We start from the raw sequence: 19142 nt of genomic DNA, 5'->3' as shown, positions 1-19142 counted from the left end.
ATGCATATGTCAATACCGCGAATGAAGCTCAGTTTACAGAAACGAATCGTATTTCTGATTACATCCGTGACGGTCATTATGATTTCGACGATGATGGTGTTCGACACGATGAGTCTAAATCAATCGATCAAGGAAGCTTATGTGAGCCAAATTAGCGGCATGACCATCGCCATTAATGGGCGTTACGAAGAGTCCCGCTCGATTTCGGATGTACAGCAAATTTTTGACTATATTCAGTATAAGAATAATCGGGTTCTTGAAATGAAGCTTTATAGCAAGGACGGTGCTATTCTGGCCGCTTCTGATCGCGAGGAAGTCGGTAAACGTCTAAATGCGGCAAACATCATTATTCCAAAGCAGGACAAAACGATTGTAGATCGATTACCTATGGCCCAAAGCGAGAAACCGGTTGTCCGTTTGATTGCGCCGCTGCAGGAAGATGGGGTAGTTGTTGGGGCGGTGGAAGTCATTTTCGACTCATCTGAGGAGACCATGCTGCTTAAAAAGCGTACGAAACTCATATTAGCTGTAGGCATTAGCATTGCTATCATCTTATCTGTCTTGCTTTGGCTCATCTTACGTACAATTGTTATTCGTCCGTTAAGCAAGCTTCGCGAAGCCGCTGTGATTGTCAAGCAGGGAGGGGAGCTTCCGATTCTGCAATTTCAGACTTCTCCCGAAATTACAGAGGTATCCGAAGCCTTTAATGATATGGTTAAAAATCTCGATGAGCGTTATCAGGAACTCCAGCAGGTGCTGAACACGCTGCAGATTACGCAGGATCAACTGGTTCAATCCGAGAAAATGGGAGCCTTGGGGAACCTTGTTGCGGGTGTCTCGCATGAAATCAATACACCAATTGGCATCGGTATTACCGCAATCACCTATTTGGATCAAAAGAACAAGGATTTCCGTAGCTTGTATGAAACGGGTAAAATGAAAAAATCTGACTTGGAACAGTTTCTTTCCATTATCGGAGAGACGAATGCTATGGTACAGACGAATTTGGAACGAGCCTCTTCGTTAGTGCGCAGCTTTAAGCAAATTTCCGTCGACCAGAGCGTGGAAGTGAAACGTACTTTTCAATTGAAGGATTATTTAGAAGGAATCGTTGCCAGCTTAAAGCCATCACTGAAGAAAACAAGACTGCGTGTAGACATCTATTGTGATAATCGTCTTAATCTATATACATATCCCGGAGCTTTATCGCAAATTCTTACGAATTTAGTAATGAACTCATTGAATCATGCCTATATGCCAGAAGATGAAGGCAGTTTAAGCATTCGTGTCACAGAGCACCATGATCATATTCTGCTCGCTTATTCCGATGATGGGAAGGGAATGACGCAAGAGGTGCTGGATCATATCTTTGATCCATTCTTTACAACGAGCCGCGGCAAAGGCGGTACCGGTTTAGGGATGAATATCGTTTATAATCTGGTCACGCAATCGCTGAATGGCGGCATCCAGTGCTTTAGTACGCTGGGACAGGGTAGTTTGTTTATGATCACGATTCCGATAGAGGAGGAGTCAGAGCTATGACGAGACAGGATGGGTTAATGGACCTGGATGAGCTTCTTTTTGCCGATGAGGAAGAGAACGTTCCCACAAATGATGTAGTGATGGAACAGGATCCATGGATTATCTTAATTGTCGATGACGAGAAACAGATTCATCAAGTGACGAAGATGGTTTTGCAGGATTTTGAGTTTGATGGCAGGAAGTTGGAGTTTCACGGTGCTTTTTCCGCTGCTGAAGCTAAACAAGTCCTACTGCAGCAGCCTAATGCGGCATTAGTTTTGCTCGATGTTGTTATGGAGCAGGAAGATGCTGGGCTTCAAATTGTAAGATACATACGCGAGGAATTAAAAAATACAGCGATACGAATTATTTTGCGTACAGGCCAGCCGGGTCAAGCTCCAGAGCGTACAGTCATCATGGATTATGACATTAATGATTATAAAGAGAAAACCGAGCTAACGACTCAGAAACTATTCACGACCGTCGTTACCGCGCTGCGCTCGTATCGGGATTTGAAGACGATTGAGAAGAGCAGAACAGGCTTGGAGGAAATCATTAAATCTTCGGCAACGCTGTTTGAGCTTCAGTCTATGAAGAAATTTGCCTCAGGTGTTTTAACACAAATGACCTCTATTGTTAATTTGCATAAAAATGCCATTCATTGCAGTTTCGCAGTAACAAAGGGCGTTGAGGATATTTATATTTTGGCGGCAAGCGGCGACTATGCGTCCAATCAGGACGAAAGAGCGCGTGATGTTGTACCCGAGCAGGTTCTCGGTGAGATTGAGCAAGCTTTTTTAACGAAAAAAAGCTCCTTCGCCTCAGACCGTTTCGTGATTTATTTTCAAAGCAAGATGGGTATGGAAAATGTCATATATATGAACGGTTTCAAAGCGCTCAGCGAATGGGAGCGGTATTTGATTGATATCTACTGCACGAACGTTTCAGTTGCTTTTGAGAATATATATTTGAACGAAGAGTTGGAAAGTACGCAGCAAGAAATCATTTATACAATGGGTGAAATCACGGAAACAAGGTCCCGGGAAACGGGACACCACGTGAAAAGAGTAGCGGAGTATTCGCGCTTGCTGGCGATAAAATACGGGCTATCGGAGCAAGAAGCAGAGGTTATTCGTCTAGCCTCCCCTATGCACGATGTGGGAAAAGTCGGGATACCGGATGCGATTCTGAATAAACCAGGCCCACTGACACAGGACGAATTCGAAATTATGAAAACCCACTCGAATTTGGGATACGAAATGCTGAAGCATTCGAATAAGCAAGTGTTGAACGCTGCGGCAATCATTGCGCAGCAGCACCACGAGCGGTTCGATGGTTCGGGGTATCCCCATGGACTTCGCGGCGAGGATATTCATCTCTATGGGCGTATAACGGCGCTAGCAGACGTTTTTGACGCACTTTGCAGCGATCGTGTCTACAAAAAAGCATGGGAGCTGGATCGCGTGTTGGATTTATTGAAAACAGAACGCGGCCGCCATTTTGATCCTGTGGTCGTGGATCTTTTCCTGGAGCACTTGGACGAGTTTCTGGTGATTAAGGAGTTCTACAGAGAGCAACGTTAATGGCATTAAGGATCGTTCTTAAGACTATCCTCAAGTAGATAATCTACTTGAGGATAGTCTTATTTGTGTGCATGTACAGCTTGATCGAAGTTCGTTCATATTTTGTGGATTCGGATAAAAATAATGTATCAAGGAAAATATTTTTCCTTATTGCAACTTTTCCGATTTTGGGCAATAATGTACTTGGGAATATGTTTCCCTGAGCAAACAAATGTGGGCTTGTACAAAATTTAAAGGTGAACCAATCGGGGAGGATTAAACGTATGAAGGTAAAGACGAGAAGAGGGATTTGGAAGAAGGCTGCCGCGATGGCCTTACTAGGCATCATGTTGACCATAACTGCCTGCGGGAAAACAGAGAAAATACCTGCATCTGCGACGGGGAAGGAAATTAAAGTAACAACGACGATTGGGATGATAACGGACATCGTTCAGAATGTGGGTTCCACCCATGTCAAGGTAACTGGACTTATGAACGCTGGAGTTGACCCGCATTTATATAAAGCTTCACAGGGTGATATTAAGAAGCTGGATGATGCGCAAATCATTTTCTATAATGGTCTGCACTTGGAAGGCAAGATGGTTGAGATTCTGGAAAAGATGGGGAATGAAAAACCAACAGTTGCTGTGTCGGACAAAATTGATCGTAAGTCATTGCGGTCCGGTGCGGAAATGGAAACGGAATTTGATCCGCATATCTGGTTTAATGTGAAGCATTGGATGAAGGCGACGGAGCAAGTACGTGACTCTTTGAGCGAATTGGATCCTGTTCACAAAGAAGACTACCGTACAAATGCAGCAGCTTATTTAGTGAAGCTCGAAGAATTAGATCGTTATGCGCGTGAGCAAATTGCTTTAATTCCAGAGGCAACACGTGTACTTGTTACTGCGCACGATGCATTCGGTTATTTCGGAGATGCCTATCAGATCCAAGTAAAAGGTCTTCAAGGGATCAGCACCGCTTCCGAATATGGTTCTAAGGACGTGAGTCAGCTTCGTGATTTTTTAGTTGAGAAAAAGATCAAAGCTGTATTCGTGGAGTCCAGTGTTCCGAAAAAGTCGATTGAAGCCGTCATCCAAGGTGCGAAGGAAAAAGGCCATGACATCCAAATTGGCGGAGAATTATTTTCAGATGCGATGGGAGCAACGGGAACGGTAGAAGGAACTTATGTAGGGATGGTTCGTCACAACGTGGATACGATTGTGAAGGCGTTGAAATAGAAAACACATAGCAGCCGGTTCGATTTAATAAGGAACATTAAGGAGGAATCAATATGAAACATTCAGAAGCACCGCTGTCCATTCAAAATATGACGGTAGCTTATCATAAGAAACCTGTACTAGAACAAATAACCTTAACGATACCGGAAGGCAAGCTGATCGGGATTATAGGCCCGAACGGCGCAGGGAAATCTACTTTAATTAAAGCTTCACTGGGTCTAATTCCAAGCTTATCCGGAGAAGTGACAATATACGGCAAGCCCTATAAAGAACAGCGCAAGCTAGTTGGTTATGTACCCCAGAGGGAATCCGTCGATTGGGATTTTCCGACGAATGCGCTGGATGTTGTCACCATGGGGCGCTACGGTCACTTGGGTTGGTTCCGCAGACCAGGAAATAAAGAAAAACAAATGGCCATGTCTTGTTTAGAGAAAGTGGGGATGGCTGATTTCGCCGAGCGCCAAATCAGCCAGCTATCTGGGGGACAGCAGCAGCGTATATTTCTAGCAAGAGCGCTTGCTCAGGATGCCAGCTTATATTTTATGGATGAACCCTTCGTCGGCGTTGATGCCGCAACGGAGAAAGCTATTATTACTTTGCTTAGTGAGCTAAAGAAGCAAGGGAAGACGGTTCTAGTGGTCCATCATGATTTATCCACGGTCCAAGAATATTTTGATTGGGTTATCCTGCTCAATGTAGGGATCGTGGATATTGGTCCGACGCGTGAAGTATTTACCAAGGAAAAATTACAGCAAACTTACGGCGGTAAACTGGCGATCTGGGATCGGGAAGATTCCAACACGCGAATAGGATGAGGTGATCAACATGTTGGACTCCTTGCTTCACTTATGGCTGGATCCGAATGCACGATGGATATTACTTGGATGCTCGCTGCTCGGCTTAAGCAGCGGTGTATTAGGAAGTTTCGCATACTTGCGCAAGCAATCGTTGATGGGCGATGCTTTGTCACATGCAGCGCTCCCAGGGGTGTGCGTAGCCTTTATGATCACGGGCTCTAAGTCTATACTATTCTTCCTCATTGGTGCTGCCGTCGCGGGTTTGCTTGCCACACTTAGCATCGGCTGGATAACGAGGCATTCCAAAATCAAGCAGGACTCAGCTTTAGGCATTGTTTTGTCTGTTTTTTTCGGAGTAGGTATTGTATTGTTAACGCAAATCCAGCATAGCTCCAGTGGCAATCAAAGTGGTCTAGATAAATTTCTGTTTGGGCAAGCGGCATCCATGGTGCATTCCGATGTCATTACCATGGCTATCATTTCTTTTTTCCTTGTCGGTATATGTACATTATTCTTCAAAGAGTTTAAACTACTCAGTTTTGACCCTGGGTATGCCAGGGGACTCGGCTTTCCGGTAGCGATCTTAGATCATTTTATAATGTTTCTGATCGTAGTTGCCGTCGTTGTCGGCATTCAAGCCGTTGGAGTCGTTCTGATGGCAGCCTTGCTAATTACCCCGGCTGTGGCTGCGAGATACTGGACGGAAAAGCTCGGTTTGATGGTCATTTTGTCAGGTGTGTTCGGGGCGTTCAGCGGCTTCGTAGGTACGTATTTAAGCACGATGGGTAGCAATTTGCCAACGGGACCACTAAGTGTTTTGGCAGCAACGGGGTTATTCGTCTTCTCTCTCATGTTTGCGCCAAAACGCGGGCTTCTTATTAAAATGTTCCGCCAAACTTCAATGAAACAGCAGGTACTCAAGGATTCGGAGCCTTATATCAAAGCCAAAGGGGTGAGCCAAGTTGAATGATCTTTGGATTATCATAACCGCGGCTCTTGTTGCAGCAGCCTGTTCGTTGGTTGGTTGTTTCCTCGTCCTGCGCAAAATGGCCATGATCGGCGACGCTATCAGTCATTCCGTACTTCCTGGAATCGTGATTGCTTTTCTGATTAGCGGTTCTAGAGGTTCTATCTTTATGCTGATCGGGGCTGCGGTTATTGGTCTCATTACGGTGTTCTTAATTCAGTTGTTTCAACAGAGCGGCTTGCAATCTGATGCTTCCATCGGTGTGGTGTTCACTGCCATGTTCTCTATCGGGGTCGTTCTTGTTTCTTTGTATACAAGGCAAATTGATCTTGATTTAGATTGTGTCCTATATGGTGAAATTGCCTATGTACCTTGGAACACGATTGAGATCGGTGGCATTAGTATTGGGCCTAAAGCAGTTTGGGCAGTAGGCTTTGCCCTTATGCTTAGTGGTCTTGTTATCGGGCTTTTCTATAAACAGTTCAAATTATGTTCATTTGATCCGGCTCTTGCAGCTGCAGTTGGAATTCCTGTTCTATTATTCCACTATCTCTTAATGGGCTTAGTCTCGATTACAACAGTAGCTTCCTTTGAAAGTGTTGGAGCGATTCTTGTTGTAGGCATGTTGATTGTGCCGGCGGCAACGGCATATCTGTTGACTGAGAAGCTTAGCGTTATGATTATACTCAGTATGACGGTTGGCATTATCAGTTCGGTGGTTGGTTATTACGTTGCCTACTTGCTTGATGCTTCGATTGCAGGTTGCATGATAAGTGTAGCTGGTGCCATGTTTGTCCTAGCCTTCCTTTTATCCCCAATAAATGGAGTAATCGTTCGGAAAATTCGTCAAAAACGCGGATTATCTGGTGTAATTCCCGAATCCGTATAAAAAAATGCCATGAACCTGCTTCTTTGTCTCCTTTTCGGAGATGGAGGAGCATTTCTTTTAATTGACATTTCCTGTATGCTAAAAGGGGGCTAGAGACAGACAGAAAGAAGGTGTCACCATGGAAGGAATTGGACTCGTACTGGAAGGCGGGGGTATGCGAGGCGTATATACCGCGGGAGTCTTGGAATACTTTATGGAGCAAGATTTGTATTTCCCGTATGTGGTTGGTGTATCAGCGGGGGCCTGCAATGCGGTTTCATATATTTCCAAACAGCCTGGTCGTAATAAGAAAGTAACCATTGACTATATTGGGGATCATCGATATTTAAGTTATCGCAATTTATTGCGCCATAAGAGCATATTTGGAATGGATTTTATTTTCAATGAGCTCCCTAATAAGTTAGTGCCATTTGATTACGACGCGTTCTATCGTTCACCTCAGCAATTCGCCATCGGAACTACCGATGCGCATACAGGAGAACCGGTCTATTATACGAAGCATCAGCTCGACCAACAAACGATGCCGATCGTTCAAGCATCAAGTTCGCTGCCGTTCGTAGCGCAACCTATTCATTATGACGGCCGTACATTATTTGATGGCGGCTTGGTAGATCCTATTCCTGTGAAGAAATCAGTCGCAGATGGAAACAGAAAACATATCATCGTGTTAACCAAAGAAATGGGCTATCGCAAGACCCCTTTTAAACAACGCTGGTTAGCTAAGAGCTTTTACCCGCAGTACGATGGCCTCGTAAATGTGTTAGTTAATCGCAGTGAAATATATAATGGTACGCTAGAACTCGTTAGGGAAATGGAATCCAATGGCAGCGCGATCGTGATTCGTCCTTCGTCCAAAGTACTCGTAGGACGGATGGAGAAGAATCCTAAGAAGCTCGAAGAATTACATGAACTTGGCTATCAGGATGCGAAGCGGATGGGCTCGCAATTGAAAGACTGGCTTGTTAATTGACCGAGGGATACATGCCACTTACCGCTTATCCATTTAGTGAGAGATTCGGTTGATTAGGAGACCGGTTTGGCGTGTGTCCTGGCAATTAAATTTGCTGAAAAAGTAACCGGTTGTTGTCAACTACCGAGATTTCCGTGATATGGAATAGCGGTTTTTGTTTGCATTCATAGCGAACATGCGGTATGGTAATATCAAACCAATAAGAACCCACGGGAGCTTGAGTAGTCAGGCTGAGATTGTGACCGAAATGTCACTAACCGTTAATCTGATCTGGGTAATGCCAGCGTAGAGAATTCACACAAAATACCTGTCCATTTTTTATTTTGTATGGGTTTATCATTTTTCTACCAATGGCGCTCCCGGATAACGGGAGCTTTTTCTTGTGGTTACATAGAAATAAGGGAGAGGGAAACAAGAAATGAACTGGAAAAAAATTGCACCACTCATGCTCGTGAGCTTGACTGTTCTTGCAGCAGGATGCGGGAAACAAGAGGCTACACCAGCCAATCCTGCTAGCCCGGCTACTTCGGCCAAACCGCTTACGGATGTGAAGGTTGTCCTGGACTGGACGCCGAACACCAACCATACGGGTCTGTATGTAGCGAAAGACCAAGGTTTTTTTGAACAAGAAGGACTGAATGTACAAATCATTGCGCCTGGAGAAGCCGGAGCGGATGCGATGATTGCTTCGGGGGCGGCTGAATTCGGCGTCTCCTACCAAGAAAGCATCACACAAGGACGCATCCAAGGCGTACCACTGGTTTCCATTGCTGCAGTTATTCAGCATAATACATCCGGTTTTGCTTCTCCAGTGGCAAAAAATATTAAGACACCTAAGGATTTCCAAGGAAAAACGTACGGTGGCTGGGGAGCACCTGCTGAAAGTGCAATGATCGACTCTCTGATGCAATCTGAGAAAGCCGATCCTAGCAAAGTGAACATTGTGAATATCGGTGATGCCGATTACTTCACAGCGGTCAAAAGAGATATCGACTTCGCGTGGATCTACTATGCTTGGACAGGTGTGGATGCCGAGCTTCGTGGAGAACCGCTGAACATGATTTATTTGAACAAATATTCGGATAAACTGGATTACTATACACCCGTTTTGGCTACGAATGAAAAGCTGATCAAAGAGAAGCCAGAACTAGTTAAAGCATTCACGGCCGCAGCAGCCAAGGGTTATCAATTCGCAATCAGCAAGCCGGAGGATGCCGCAAATATTTTGATTAAAGCTGTTCCTGATTTGGATGCAAAACTCGTCATGGCAAGTCAAAAATGGCTAAGTCCGCGTTATCAAGATGATGCACCTCGTTGGGGCGAACAAAAGCGTCAAGTATGGGAAAATTATGCGAACTGGATGTTGGAGCATAAGCTTTTAGAGAAGAATCTCGAAGTAGACGCAGCGTTTACCAACAATTTCTTACCTGCAAGCACGAAATAACTTTATTATTCGAAAGGGGCATTTACGATGGCTAACGCACTTGTAAGTATTCAAATTATTCCTAAAACAAAAAACAATGAAGATGTTATCCCGTATGTGGATCGCGCAATTGAAGTCATCGCTAAGTCAGGCGTGAAATATTTTGTTTCCCCGCTTGAGACGACGATGGAAGGGGAATTAGATCAGCTTATGCTCATCATTCAAGATATGAATGCAGCGATGATTGAGATGGGCAGTCCTAACGTTATCTCGCAAGTGAAAATATATTTTAACCCGTCTGGCGCATCGATGGACAAGCTGACGGAGAAATACAGATAATGAAACTGAAGAACGGATTGAAAGCAGGGTGGCCACCGATTGTTGTGGTCATCCTTCTCTTGCTTATTTGGCAGCTTGCGGTGACTTGGGGAGGAGCGGCAAGCTGGCTGCTTCCGAGTCCGCTCAAGATCTGGCAGGACGGCACTACGGACATGGCACGAGTATGGATGCATACGTTTGCTACAGTACGTTTAATGCTAATAGGGTTTATTGTTGGTGTAACGGGAGGCGTTATCGTAGCAAGCTGCTTGCATCGTGTGCCCTTCCTAAAGGCTGGATTTTATCCGCTACTCATTCTGTCGCAAAATGTCCCGGTTATCGCGCTGGGGCCGCTGCTGATTATTTTATTTGGTTTCGGCATTTTACCTAAAATCATCTTAATCGCGCTTGTTTGTTTCTTTCCTGTCACCATGTCGACATTGGACGGATTTATGCAGACAGACCGAAACATGTACAACTATATGCAAATGATTGGCGCTAGCAGGCGTCAGATATTTTATAAATTAGAGCTGCCGCATGCACTCCCCTTTCTCTTTACTGGGCTCAAAATTTCCGCTACATACAGCGTAATGGGCGCTGTTATCGCAGAATGGCTGGGCGGTGGTGTCGGCCTAGGGTATTATATGATTTTGCAGAAATCGGGCTTTCGCGCAGATCGCGAATTTGTCGCTATTATTATCATTGTTGTGCTTAGTTTGTTGTTCTTTTGGCTTATTGCCGGGCTTGAAAAGCTCGTTGTCCGGTGGAACGCGAAACGGTCGTCTTAAGGAAGGGGAGAGAAGAACTTGAGCAAATTAGAGCTAAAAGCGATACATCACACGTTCGCTGGCAAAAAACAGCGTGTCCCCGTGCTGACTAATGTCTCGCTGCATGTCAAAGAGGGCGAGTTCGTGTCCATTATCGGTCCATCCGGAAGCGGGAAAAGCACACTGTTTCACATCATTGGCGGGCTCATCGCTCCTTCCGGAGGCGAGGTTTGGCTAGATGGGGCCAATGTGACCGGAACCAAAGGGCTTATCAGCTACATGCCGCAGCAGTCAGCGTTATTCCCTTGGCGCTCAATTGAAGCGAATGTAGCACTCTCGCAGGAGGTTGCAGGAGTATCGCGTGCTGCCGCTTTGGAAAAAGCTAGAGATTGGCTGCCTAAGGTTGGATTAGGGGGCTATGAGCACGAACTGCCGCATGTGTTGTCAGGTGGCATGCAGCAGCGCGTCTCGTTCTTACGGGCATTGTTGAGCCCGCAAGAAGTAATGTGCCTTGATGAGCCGTTCGGCTCTTTGGACGCACTAACAAGGCAAGCGATGCAGACATGGCTGCTGAATATCTGGGAACAAAACAAACGGTCCATTCTATTTGTGACTCACAGTATTGAAGAGGCGATATTCCTATCAGACCGCATCTATGTTCTCTCCAATAAACCTGCACAAGTGATCGAGGAGTTTGTTGTACCATTTGAGCGGCCACGGCACGAAAAAGTGATGATGGACCCGAAATTTCATGAGCTGCGCCAGCATATTCAGGGCTTATTGCGTCAGGAGATCCTATCATGAACAATAATAAAGCCATTGATGCACATATTCATCTTGATATGTATGAAGAAGTTGAAGCTCAGAAAATCATATCGGAGTTAGATCACTCTCAAGTCGAGGCGCTGATTGCGGTATCCAGACATTTTACCTCCTGTTTGGCAACGGAAAAGCTGAGCTTACAATCGCCCAAGCAGGTTTACGCGGCTTATGGCTTTCATCCCGAGCAAGAGATTCCGCGTGAGACTGAGCTGCAGGAACTGTTAGGATGGATAAGCGAGCGCGCGAATGCCATGGTCGCAGTTGGTGAGATCGGCTTGCCATACTATCGGAAGCTCGAAGCGGAAGAAAGAGGGGAACAACTTGATTATACCCCTTATGTTCAACTTCTCGAGCGCTTCTTGGAACTCGCAGCGAAGTTAGCAAAACCTGTCGTCCTGCATGCGGTATATGAAGATGCTGATATTGTTTGCGATCTTCTTCAGAAGCATGGTATTCAGAAGGCGCATTTTCACTGGTTTAAAGGGTCGCCTCAGACTGTACAGCGTATGATTCGGGCTGGATATTATATTTCTATCACACTGGATGTTCTCTATGAAGAAGAAATCCGTGAGCTCGTTCGAAGCTATCCACTTGAGCTGCTTATGGTCGAAACAGACGGACCTTGGCCGTTCGTGGGAATCTTCAAGGGGCAAGAGACGCATCCGCGAATGATTCATGCTGTCATTGAGCAAATTTCGATTCTGCACGATGTGGAGGCAGACATCGTGGCTGAAACGATCTTGCATAATACGAAACAATTTTACAGCCTCCTTACCTATGGTTAATTGAAGCTGGACATCTGTTCGCATTGGTTTTATAATAAAATAGAACAAATGTTCGATTTCTAGATGAGGTGAATATATAAAATGACGGTCAGATGCTCTTGGGTCAATGAGGATCCGTTATATGTCAATTACCATGATCATGAATGGGGAGTTCCAATCCATGATGATCGAAAATTGTTCGAGATGCTGAATCTGGAAGGGGCACAAGCTGGTTTAAGCTGGTACACGATATTGAAGAAGCGCGAAGGCTATCGCGAAGCATTTGACGGATTTGATCCGGAAATCATCATTCAGTATGATGACAAGAAACTGGCTGAGCTACTGCTGCATCCTGGGATCGTGCGCAATCGATTGAAAATCGCAGCTGTGGTCCAGAATGCGAAAGCTTTCCTGAAAGTGCAGCAAGAATTCGGATCTTTCGACGCATATATTTGGGGATTTGTTGGCGGCCAACCGATTATGAATCACTGGACGGATATGAGTCATGTGCCGGCTACATCGGAGATTTCAGATGCCATGAGCAAGGATTTGAAGAAACGTGGATTCAAGTTCGTAGGTTCGACGATTTGCTATGCATACATGCAAGCCGTTGGCATGGTGAACGATCATAACCAAAAGTGCTTCCGGTATCACGGCGTGAATTAAAAGGAGAAGGCCATCGGTTAAGGACCAAAGTCCCTAGCTGATGGCCTTTTGTGTGCTTCACTCAGGCATATTGAAGTTGCTTCTCCATCAAATTATGTTTAATTAAATAGATCCGTTTGCGCACATAAAAATCATAAACGGCACCGGTTAATTCTCTTGGTTTGATGCGATTATTCGTGTCGTTGTCTATGATAATCACGGAGCCGTCGTCATAAAACTTGAACGTGTAATCGGCATAGTGAGAATGTGCTTCATCCAGCATGGCGTCAATCTGTCCAGGGAGAAGATGGTCAGTGTCACACAATGCCTTATGGTACCAATAATCTCTCTCAATAAACCGGAAATTGTGACTGGCGTTCATCATGTAACTACCTCCTCATCTAAATGGAACATTTGTTCTTGCTTTCATTATAACAAACAAATGTTCGCATTGGAAGAGGAATCTCTGAAAAACAGGAAATATTTTCATAGAAAAAAACCTTCAATCAGCTAGATTGAAGGTTTCTTGTGGACATGATATGTTTAGTAATCGCTAAACCATGCATGCGGCCTGTTTCAATGAAAATTTCGTTCGCATCGTATTTGGATGAAGCCACCACACCCGCAACATACAAGCCAGGAATACTCGTTTCCATCGTTTCGGGATTAACAATCGGAGCATTCGTTTCTTCGTGAAAACCGACGCCTAGCGAAGTCAGCAGCCCTCGATCAGGTCGGAAGCCGGTAAGGGCAAGAACGAAGTCATTATCAAGCGTGACTCGGTCGTTTACTTTTCGCACCAGGATCGAATGCTCTTCAATACGTTCAACCTGGGAATCAAACCACATCTGGATTCTGCCTTTCTTCACCATACCTTCAAAAATAGGGCGGACCCATGGTTTGATATTGGCTGAGAAATCTTTCCACCGATAAATAACCGTGACCTCAGCGCCTACGCGGAGTAAATCCATAGCGGCATCGACAGCGGAGTTGTTTCCGCCGATTATGGCTACCTTGGCACCCGAATAGGGATGAGCTTCTTTGTAATAGGGCGTCGTTTTCGGCAGATCCTCACCCGGAATTCCGAGCATATTAGGATGATCAAAATAGCCAGTAGCTATAACAACTTTCTTAGCCGTATAGACCTTCTTTTTGCCAAATTGATCTGCTGTAAGGACGCTAAATCCTGTCTCTACTTGTTCAATAGAAACAACTTCCTCATAGGAATTAATGCGCAGCTGTTCTCTTCTGGCGACCTCTCTATAGTAAACCAATGCTTCTTGGCGATATGGCTTTTCGTGAGGGGTGGAGAAAGGGTAGCCACCAATTTCGAGCAGTTCCGGCGTGCTGAAAAACTGTAAATACGTAGGATATAAATAGATGGCGTTCACGATGCAGCTTTTTTCTATCAATAAAGGGGAAAGCCCTTCGCGCTGCAAAGCGACAGCGGCGGACAATCCGCAAGGCCCTGCCCCAATGACGATAACTTGTTCCAAAGTATGACAACCTCCTCTTAGCATTTCACTCATCCTATAGTATCGCAAGCTGAGGGGGATGCCAAGTTCGGGCAAGCAAAATAGAGCAGAGTGCTGACCGAATAAGTTTCGGAAAAGCACTCTGCTCTTCATTTAAGCTGCCTGACTTACTTTTGATTCAATTGGTGCCCCTCATCGCTTTCGCTAATATCGTCTTTAGCTAGATTGACGGGGGTTATGCTAGGTGCATTTTCTAACGTGTCATTCACGAACTCCATGTCCTGATTTTTAGCATTCATATTCGTTGTTCCTTTGTAGTTGCCTGTATGTTTTTTATTTTCCACCGATTGTCACCCTTTCTGCGTCAGATTAACGTTCAGCCTTAACGTGTACACTTGCGGGTTATTTTATTCCCCATAATGAGGAAGCGATGCGAAAAAACTCTCTGGAGCTGTCCATGAAAGCTGATCTCAGGGTTGAGTAGTTCGCTCCAGCAAAATCCGCTATAATAAGTGAAGTTGGATAAAAAAGGAGACATGAGACGATGAATTCAAAGCGTATTAAACATATGGTTGTTTTTAATTTGCAAGTTGGCAAGGACACTCCGGAAGCGGAGCAATTTCTCAGAGGAAGCGCGCTAGAGCTTGCGGCAATTCCTGGCGTGGAGCAATTTGAAGTATTTCGTCAAGTGAGTGCCAGGACAGATTACGATTTTGGATTTTCAATGGTATTTGCAGATCAAGCGGCCTATGACGCGTACAATGTTCATCCCGTACATACGAAATATGTGGCAGAGCGTTGGGTAAAAGAAGTCAGCCGTTTTCAAGAAATTGATTTAACCTTATTTGAGTAAGGAGCTGAACTTCACAATGAAATCATTGAAATTACCGAAGGAAGAGAAAGACATGCTGATCAGTGATTTGCAGGAACACATGGAAGCGGATCACGGTGTTACTATGGGAAATTTAGCGGCTGAACAATTGTTAGATTATATGATCCAACAATTGGCGGCACCAATTTATAATCAGGCGATAGAAGATGCTAGCAAAACCTTATTGGATAGAATGAGTGTATTGGAAGACGATCTGTACGCGATGAAAATCTCGAAAAAAACGCGCAGATAGCGTGTTTGTCATGTTGGTCTGAGGAGGAACGGAGCACGTTGAATAAGTCAGAAGAAACGTTTGATATTTATGATGAGAAAATGAATTGGCTTGGACAAGCGGCACGTTCCGAAGTTCATGCGAAAGGTTTATGGCATGCTACTTTTCAATGTTGGATTATAAGTTTGGAAAACGAAGATCCAGCGCTGCTGCTTCAGCTAAGACATCCAGATAAGGATTTGTTTCCGAATCTGCTAGACATTTCCTGCGCTGGACATCTGGCAGCGGGGGAAACCGTAGAAGATGGCGCTCGCGAGCTGAAGGAAGAGCTGGGCTTGACTGTGGAGTTCAATGAGCTGATACCCTGCGGGCTGTTTGCGGAAGAAGATCTGATGTCCGAGCATCTCATTGATCGTGAGTTTTGCCATGTTTTTATCTATCGCTGCGACCAATCTCTGGACAATTATGTTTTACAAGCGGATGAGGTAACGGGTTTATTTAAAGTGAGTGCAGCGGGGTTAGAGCGTTTGGTGCATGGGGAAATCGGGCAATTAGAAGCTGCAGGTTATCAAACAGGACGAAACGGACAGCTTGAAGAAGCGAGTTTGCTCGTGTCTCTGAAGGATTTGGTCCCACATCCAGCCGCTTATTATGATCTTGTTTTTCAAACGTTAAAGAAAAACGAGCTGTTCCTATGAAAAAGAACCGGATCGGTTAAGCCGACCGGTTCTCCAAAACGATTTAGACGAAGTATTTATGCGCTATGTAGGAGTAAACGATATAACCTGCGATGGAGAGCCCGAAACAAACAATTCCAAACGCGATTTTACGTTTAAACAAAAGCAAGAATCCGGCACTAAAGGCCGATCCTATAACTAGCATTGCAATAAATGTGAGAATTCCCATCGATCTTTATCTCCCTACCCTTTGTTTACGTAATCACGTACCATGTCCTCGGTTACATAAGAACGCAGAGGAGAAATACCTTCTTTGGCATGGGCGATGATTAGAGCCGTAACCGCATTGATCGCATCAACGGTAAACGGCTGTCCGCTTTTGCACAGTTCAACAGCTGCATCAATCGCACTTTCGCGCTGCGCATCCAGTTCTGCAAAGCGCACAAGGTGCAGATGCTGTGCAGTCGAATGTTTGGTTATTGCTTCGTGTACATTCATCTTCAAGTTCTCCTTTTCGTGACCAGATATTCCTACAGTATACACGATTGAGTGGGTCAGGAACAGTTTTTACAAGCGTAATTTCGAATAATATTCGACAATATCCAGACATTTTGGAGAGATGGACTTGGAAACAAATAAAAGCGTGCAGAGCAAGCGATTTTAAGACTTATTGACAGCTCGGAGTGAAGGAAATGATGACATTACCGATAGAATCGGTGCTGCCGCAATTGAAAGAGGCATTGCGAACCCATGCGTGCGCAGTGCTGGTTGCTCAGCCGGGTGCAGGGAAAACAACGCAAGTACCGCTGGCCCTTCTGCAAGAAGCATGGCTGCATAACCAGAAGATCTTAATGCTGGAGCCTAGGAGATTGGCAGCCCGCGCTGCGGCGCGTTATATGGCGAGACTATTGGGTGAAGCTGCTGGACAGACCATTGGATATCGCGTGAAAAATGATACCTGTGTCGGTCCGAACACACGGATTGAAGTCATCACGGAGGGAGTCCTTACCCGCATGCTTCAAACAGACCCTGCCCTGGAAGGGGTAGGGATTGTCATTTTTGATGAGTTCCATGAGCGAAGCCTGCATGCAGATTTGGGCTTGGCGCTTAGCCGGCAATCCCAAACGCTTCTGCGGGAAGATCTGCGAATTCTCATCATGTCGGCGACAATTGAAGCAGAGCCTGTAGCGGAGATGCTGGATCAGGCTCCGATTATTGAAAGTGAAGGGCGCGCTTATCCCGTTACAACGCATTACTTGCATACGAAACAAGAGGAAAAATTAGAAATCACGGTGGTCAAAAGTATTCGCCAAGCTTTACAAATGGATGAAGGCAGCCTGCTCGTATTTCTCCCGGGCGCAGCAGAAATCCATCGAGTGGCTGGCAGTCTTGCGGCGCTGCAGCTAGGTAAAGAGGTGGAAATCGCACCTCTTTACGGGAATCTGGCACAGGAAGCGCAGGATCGTGCCCTGACGCCAAGTCTTCCAGGGCACCGAAAGGTCGTGCTCGCGACCTCGATCGCCGAGACCTCCTTAACCGTCGAAGGGGTCACGGTTGTGATCGACAGCGGTCTCATGCGGGTGCCGCGCTTCTCACCGCGCACCGGCATGACTCGCCTAACGACGGTGCCCGTGTCCGCAGCCTCTGCGGATCAGCGCAGAGGCCGGGCCGGCCGTCTCGGTCCAGGCGTGTGCTACCGCCTGTGGACCGAGACCGAGCAGCGGCAGCTGGCGCCAAGCTCCACGCCAGAGATCCGCGAAGCGGATCTGGCGCCGCTTGCGCTCGAGCTGGCCGCCTGGGGCGTGACAGACCCAGCGGAGCTGGTCTGGCTGGACATGCCGCCTGCTGCCGCTTATCAGCAGGCGCGGGAACTGCTCGTGCAGCTCGGCGCGCTGCACGAGGACGGCGGCCTAACACCGCACGGGAAGCGTGTGGCGGCGTTAGGCCTGCACCCGAGGCTTGCGCACATGGTGCTGCAAGCCATGCCGCTTGAGCTCGGCGCGCAGGCGTGCGAGCTCGCTGTGATGCTGAGCGAGCGCGACATCCTGGCGGGCGCTCGGGGCCGTGATGCGGATGTACGCACCCGCATCGAAGTGCTTTGGCGCGCTGCGCAGGGCGAGCAGCGCGCGGACGTTGACTTTGGCTTATGCCGCCGGATAACGGCGGAGGCCAAAGGTTTGATGCAGTTGCTCGGCATACGGAGGGGCGAGCAGCGGGTATCGGCGAGCGGCTTGCTGCTCGCCTTCGCCTACCCCGATCGCGTCGCGCAGCGGCGATCGACCGGGCGGTTCTTGCTCAGCAGCGGGCGTGGCGCCGTGCTGCCTGAGCTGCAGGAGCTCTCGAATGAGCGATATCTCGTCGCGGCCGAGCTGGATGACAACGGGGCGGAAAGCCGCATTTTTTTAGCCGCCCCCGTGCAAGAGGAAGATCTGCTGCAAGCCTTCGGAGATCGCCTCTTGCAGGAACAGGAAGTACTTTGGGATTCAGCGGCTGGAGCCGTTAAAGCCAGACAACGCCTTCGGTTAGGCGCAATAATTCTTAAAGAGAAGCCCTTGCAGGAGCCTAATCCTGATCTGCTCGTACAAGCTTTGATTACAGGCATTCGGGCGGAGTCGCTCGGGCTGCTGCCATGGAGTCGCAGTGCGCGTCAGCTGCAGGAGCGAGTTGTTTTTCTGCATCATAGTCATGCAGGCGAATGGCCGGATATGCGCGAAGAAGCGCTGCTCGAGGCATTAGAAGATTGGTTGGCGCCGAATCTATACGGGATGACAAGTAAGGGAGCTCTTGGGCGGCTTAACTTGACAACTATATTAGAAGAAATGCTAACATGGGAGCAGCGGCGATGGTTGGATGATTGGGCGCCAACGCACATTCAGGTACCTAGCGGTTCGCGCATTCCCGTTGATTATAGCGTAGCAGAATCGCCGACTTTATCCGTGCGTCTGCAAGAAATGTTCGGTTTGGCTGACACCCCGCGAGTTGCAAAAGGACGGGTGCCGCTTACCTTGCATCTATTATCGCCGGCACAGCGTCCCGTTCAGGTGACGAAGGATTTGGCGAGCTTTTGGCGCGAGGCCTATTTTGAGGTGAAAAAAGATCTCAAAGGCCGTTATCCCAAGCATTATTGGCCGGACGATCCGATGGCCGCTATGCCGACCAATCGGGCGAAACCGCGAGTTTGACTTATTTGGCACACATTGT

Annotated in this window: 21 protein-coding genes; 17 read left to right on the top strand and 4 right to left on the bottom strand. The window is 46.7% G+C overall.

The window, feature by feature from the left end; genetic code table 11:
• Positions 1-6: 6 nt before the first annotated feature.
• From AC58UW_RS11075 to AC58UW_RS11015, 13 genes are all read left to right on the top strand, one after another.
• Positions 7-1542 (top strand): sensor histidine kinase, encoded by a 1536-nt coding sequence (locus tag AC58UW_RS11075; RefSeq protein WP_497420728.1) that lies wholly within the window; start codon positions 7-9, stop codon positions 1540-1542.
• The gene (locus AC58UW_RS11070) at positions 1539-3104 is read left to right on the top strand and encodes a DUF3369 domain-containing protein (RefSeq protein WP_497420727.1); all 1566 of its coding nucleotides are present in this window, start codon (positions 1539-1541) and stop codon (positions 3102-3104) included. Before AC58UW_RS11075 ends, AC58UW_RS11070 begins: the two co-directional genes overlap by 4 nt.
• A 263-nt stretch (positions 3105-3367) precedes the next feature.
• Entirely contained in the window at positions 3368-4324 is a 957-nt protein-coding gene (locus tag AC58UW_RS11065) for a metal ABC transporter solute-binding protein, Zn/Mn family (protein WP_497420726.1), read from the top strand.
• 53 nt (positions 4325-4377) lie between these two features.
• Positions 4378-5139, top strand: a complete 762-nt coding sequence (locus AC58UW_RS11060) for a metal ABC transporter ATP-binding protein (RefSeq protein ID WP_497420725.1) — start codon at positions 4378-4380, stop codon at positions 5137-5139.
• Positions 5140-5149: 10 nt separating this feature from the next.
• Positions 5150-6091, top strand: coding sequence for a metal ABC transporter permease (locus AC58UW_RS11055; protein ID WP_497420724.1), 942 nt, complete (start codon positions 5150-5152; stop codon positions 6089-6091).
• Positions 6084-6977, top strand: a complete 894-nt coding sequence (locus AC58UW_RS11050; RefSeq protein ID WP_497420723.1) for a metal ABC transporter permease — start codon at positions 6084-6086, stop codon at positions 6975-6977. The genes AC58UW_RS11055 and AC58UW_RS11050 overlap by 8 nt, the downstream gene beginning before the upstream one ends.
• Before the next feature lie 118 nt (positions 6978-7095).
• A complete protein-coding gene (locus AC58UW_RS11045; protein ID WP_497420722.1) occupies positions 7096-7947 on the top strand; it encodes a patatin-like phospholipase family protein in 852 nt (283 codons plus the stop codon).
• 418 nt (positions 7948-8365) lie between these two features.
• A complete protein-coding gene (locus tag AC58UW_RS11040) occupies positions 8366-9391 on the top strand; it encodes an ABC transporter substrate-binding protein (protein WP_497420721.1) in 1026 nt (341 codons plus the stop codon).
• 27 nt (positions 9392-9418) lie between these two features.
• Positions 9419-9709 carry a thiamine-binding protein gene (locus AC58UW_RS11035; protein WP_167054316.1) on the top strand — a complete coding sequence of 97 codons (291 nt, stop codon included), beginning with the start codon at positions 9419-9421 and terminating at the stop codon, positions 9707-9709.
• On the top strand, positions 9709-10476 hold the full coding sequence (locus tag AC58UW_RS11030; RefSeq protein WP_497420720.1) for an ABC transporter permease: 768 nt from the start codon (positions 9709-9711) through the stop codon (positions 10474-10476). The genes AC58UW_RS11035 and AC58UW_RS11030 overlap by 1 nt, the downstream gene beginning before the upstream one ends.
• A gap of 18 nt (positions 10477-10494) precedes the next feature.
• The gene (locus tag AC58UW_RS11025; RefSeq protein WP_497420719.1) at positions 10495-11259 is read left to right on the top strand and encodes an ABC transporter ATP-binding protein; all 765 of its coding nucleotides are present in this window, start codon (positions 10495-10497) and stop codon (positions 11257-11259) included.
• Positions 11256-12062 carry a TatD family hydrolase gene (locus AC58UW_RS11020; RefSeq protein ID WP_497420718.1) on the top strand — a complete coding sequence of 269 codons (807 nt, stop codon included), beginning with the start codon at positions 11256-11258 and terminating at the stop codon, positions 12060-12062. Before AC58UW_RS11025 ends, AC58UW_RS11020 begins: the two co-directional genes overlap by 4 nt.
• 81 nt (positions 12063-12143) lie before the next feature.
• Positions 12144-12707 (top strand): DNA-3-methyladenine glycosylase I, encoded by a 564-nt coding sequence (locus AC58UW_RS11015; protein ID WP_497420717.1) that lies wholly within the window; start codon positions 12144-12146, stop codon positions 12705-12707.
• A gap of 61 nt (positions 12708-12768) precedes the next feature.
• On the opposite strand, the gene AC58UW_RS11010 is transcribed toward AC58UW_RS11015, so the two are convergent.
• From AC58UW_RS11010 to AC58UW_RS11000, 3 genes are all read right to left on the bottom strand, one after another.
• On the bottom strand, positions 12769-13071 hold the full coding sequence (locus AC58UW_RS11010) for a hypothetical protein (protein WP_497420716.1): 303 nt from the start codon (positions 13069-13071) through the stop codon (positions 12769-12771).
• A gap of 121 nt (positions 13072-13192) precedes the next feature.
• Positions 13193-14182: a YpdA family putative bacillithiol disulfide reductase gene (locus tag AC58UW_RS11005; RefSeq protein WP_497420715.1), complete on the bottom strand. Its 990-nt coding sequence runs from the start codon at positions 14180-14182 to the stop codon at positions 13193-13195.
• Between the two features lie 146 nt (positions 14183-14328).
• Positions 14329-14505 carry a hypothetical protein gene (locus AC58UW_RS11000; RefSeq protein ID WP_164819703.1) on the bottom strand — a complete coding sequence of 59 codons (177 nt, stop codon included), beginning with the start codon at positions 14503-14505 and terminating at the stop codon, positions 14329-14331.
• A gap of 200 nt (positions 14506-14705) precedes the next feature.
• Between AC58UW_RS11000 and AC58UW_RS10995 the strand changes: the two genes are divergently transcribed.
• Genes AC58UW_RS10995 through AC58UW_RS10985 form a run of 3 tightly spaced genes read left to right on the top strand, consistent with a single transcriptional unit; the run spans position 14706 to position 15962 of the window.
• Entirely contained in the window at positions 14706-15014 is a 309-nt protein-coding gene (locus AC58UW_RS10995) for a Dabb family protein (protein ID WP_497420714.1), read from the top strand.
• Positions 15015-15030: 16 nt separating this feature from the next.
• Positions 15031-15285, top strand: coding sequence for a DUF2164 domain-containing protein (locus AC58UW_RS10990; RefSeq protein WP_497420713.1), 255 nt, complete (start codon positions 15031-15033; stop codon positions 15283-15285).
• 38 nt (positions 15286-15323) lie between these two features.
• Positions 15324-15962 carry an NUDIX hydrolase gene (locus AC58UW_RS10985; RefSeq protein ID WP_497420712.1) on the top strand — a complete coding sequence of 213 codons (639 nt, stop codon included), beginning with the start codon at positions 15324-15326 and terminating at the stop codon, positions 15960-15962.
• A gap of 222 nt (positions 15963-16184) precedes the next feature.
• Here AC58UW_RS10985 and AC58UW_RS10980 read toward each other — a convergent pair whose 3' ends face one another.
• Positions 16185-16439 (bottom strand): YpbS family protein, encoded by a 255-nt coding sequence (locus tag AC58UW_RS10980; RefSeq protein WP_497420711.1) that lies wholly within the window; start codon positions 16437-16439, stop codon positions 16185-16187.
• A 194-nt stretch (positions 16440-16633) separates the two neighbouring features.
• Here AC58UW_RS10980 and hrpB point away from each other — a divergent pair, with 194 nt between their 5' ends.
• The gene (gene hrpB / locus AC58UW_RS10975; RefSeq protein ID WP_497420710.1) at positions 16634-19123 is read left to right on the top strand and encodes an ATP-dependent helicase HrpB; all 2490 of its coding nucleotides are present in this window, start codon (positions 16634-16636) and stop codon (positions 19121-19123) included.
• The last annotated feature ends 19 nt before the right edge of the window (positions 19124-19142 follow it).

It is taken from the genome of Paenibacillus sp. J22R160, from assembly GCF_059692135.1.
This window is presented reverse-complemented; position numbering and strand designations above follow the sequence as displayed.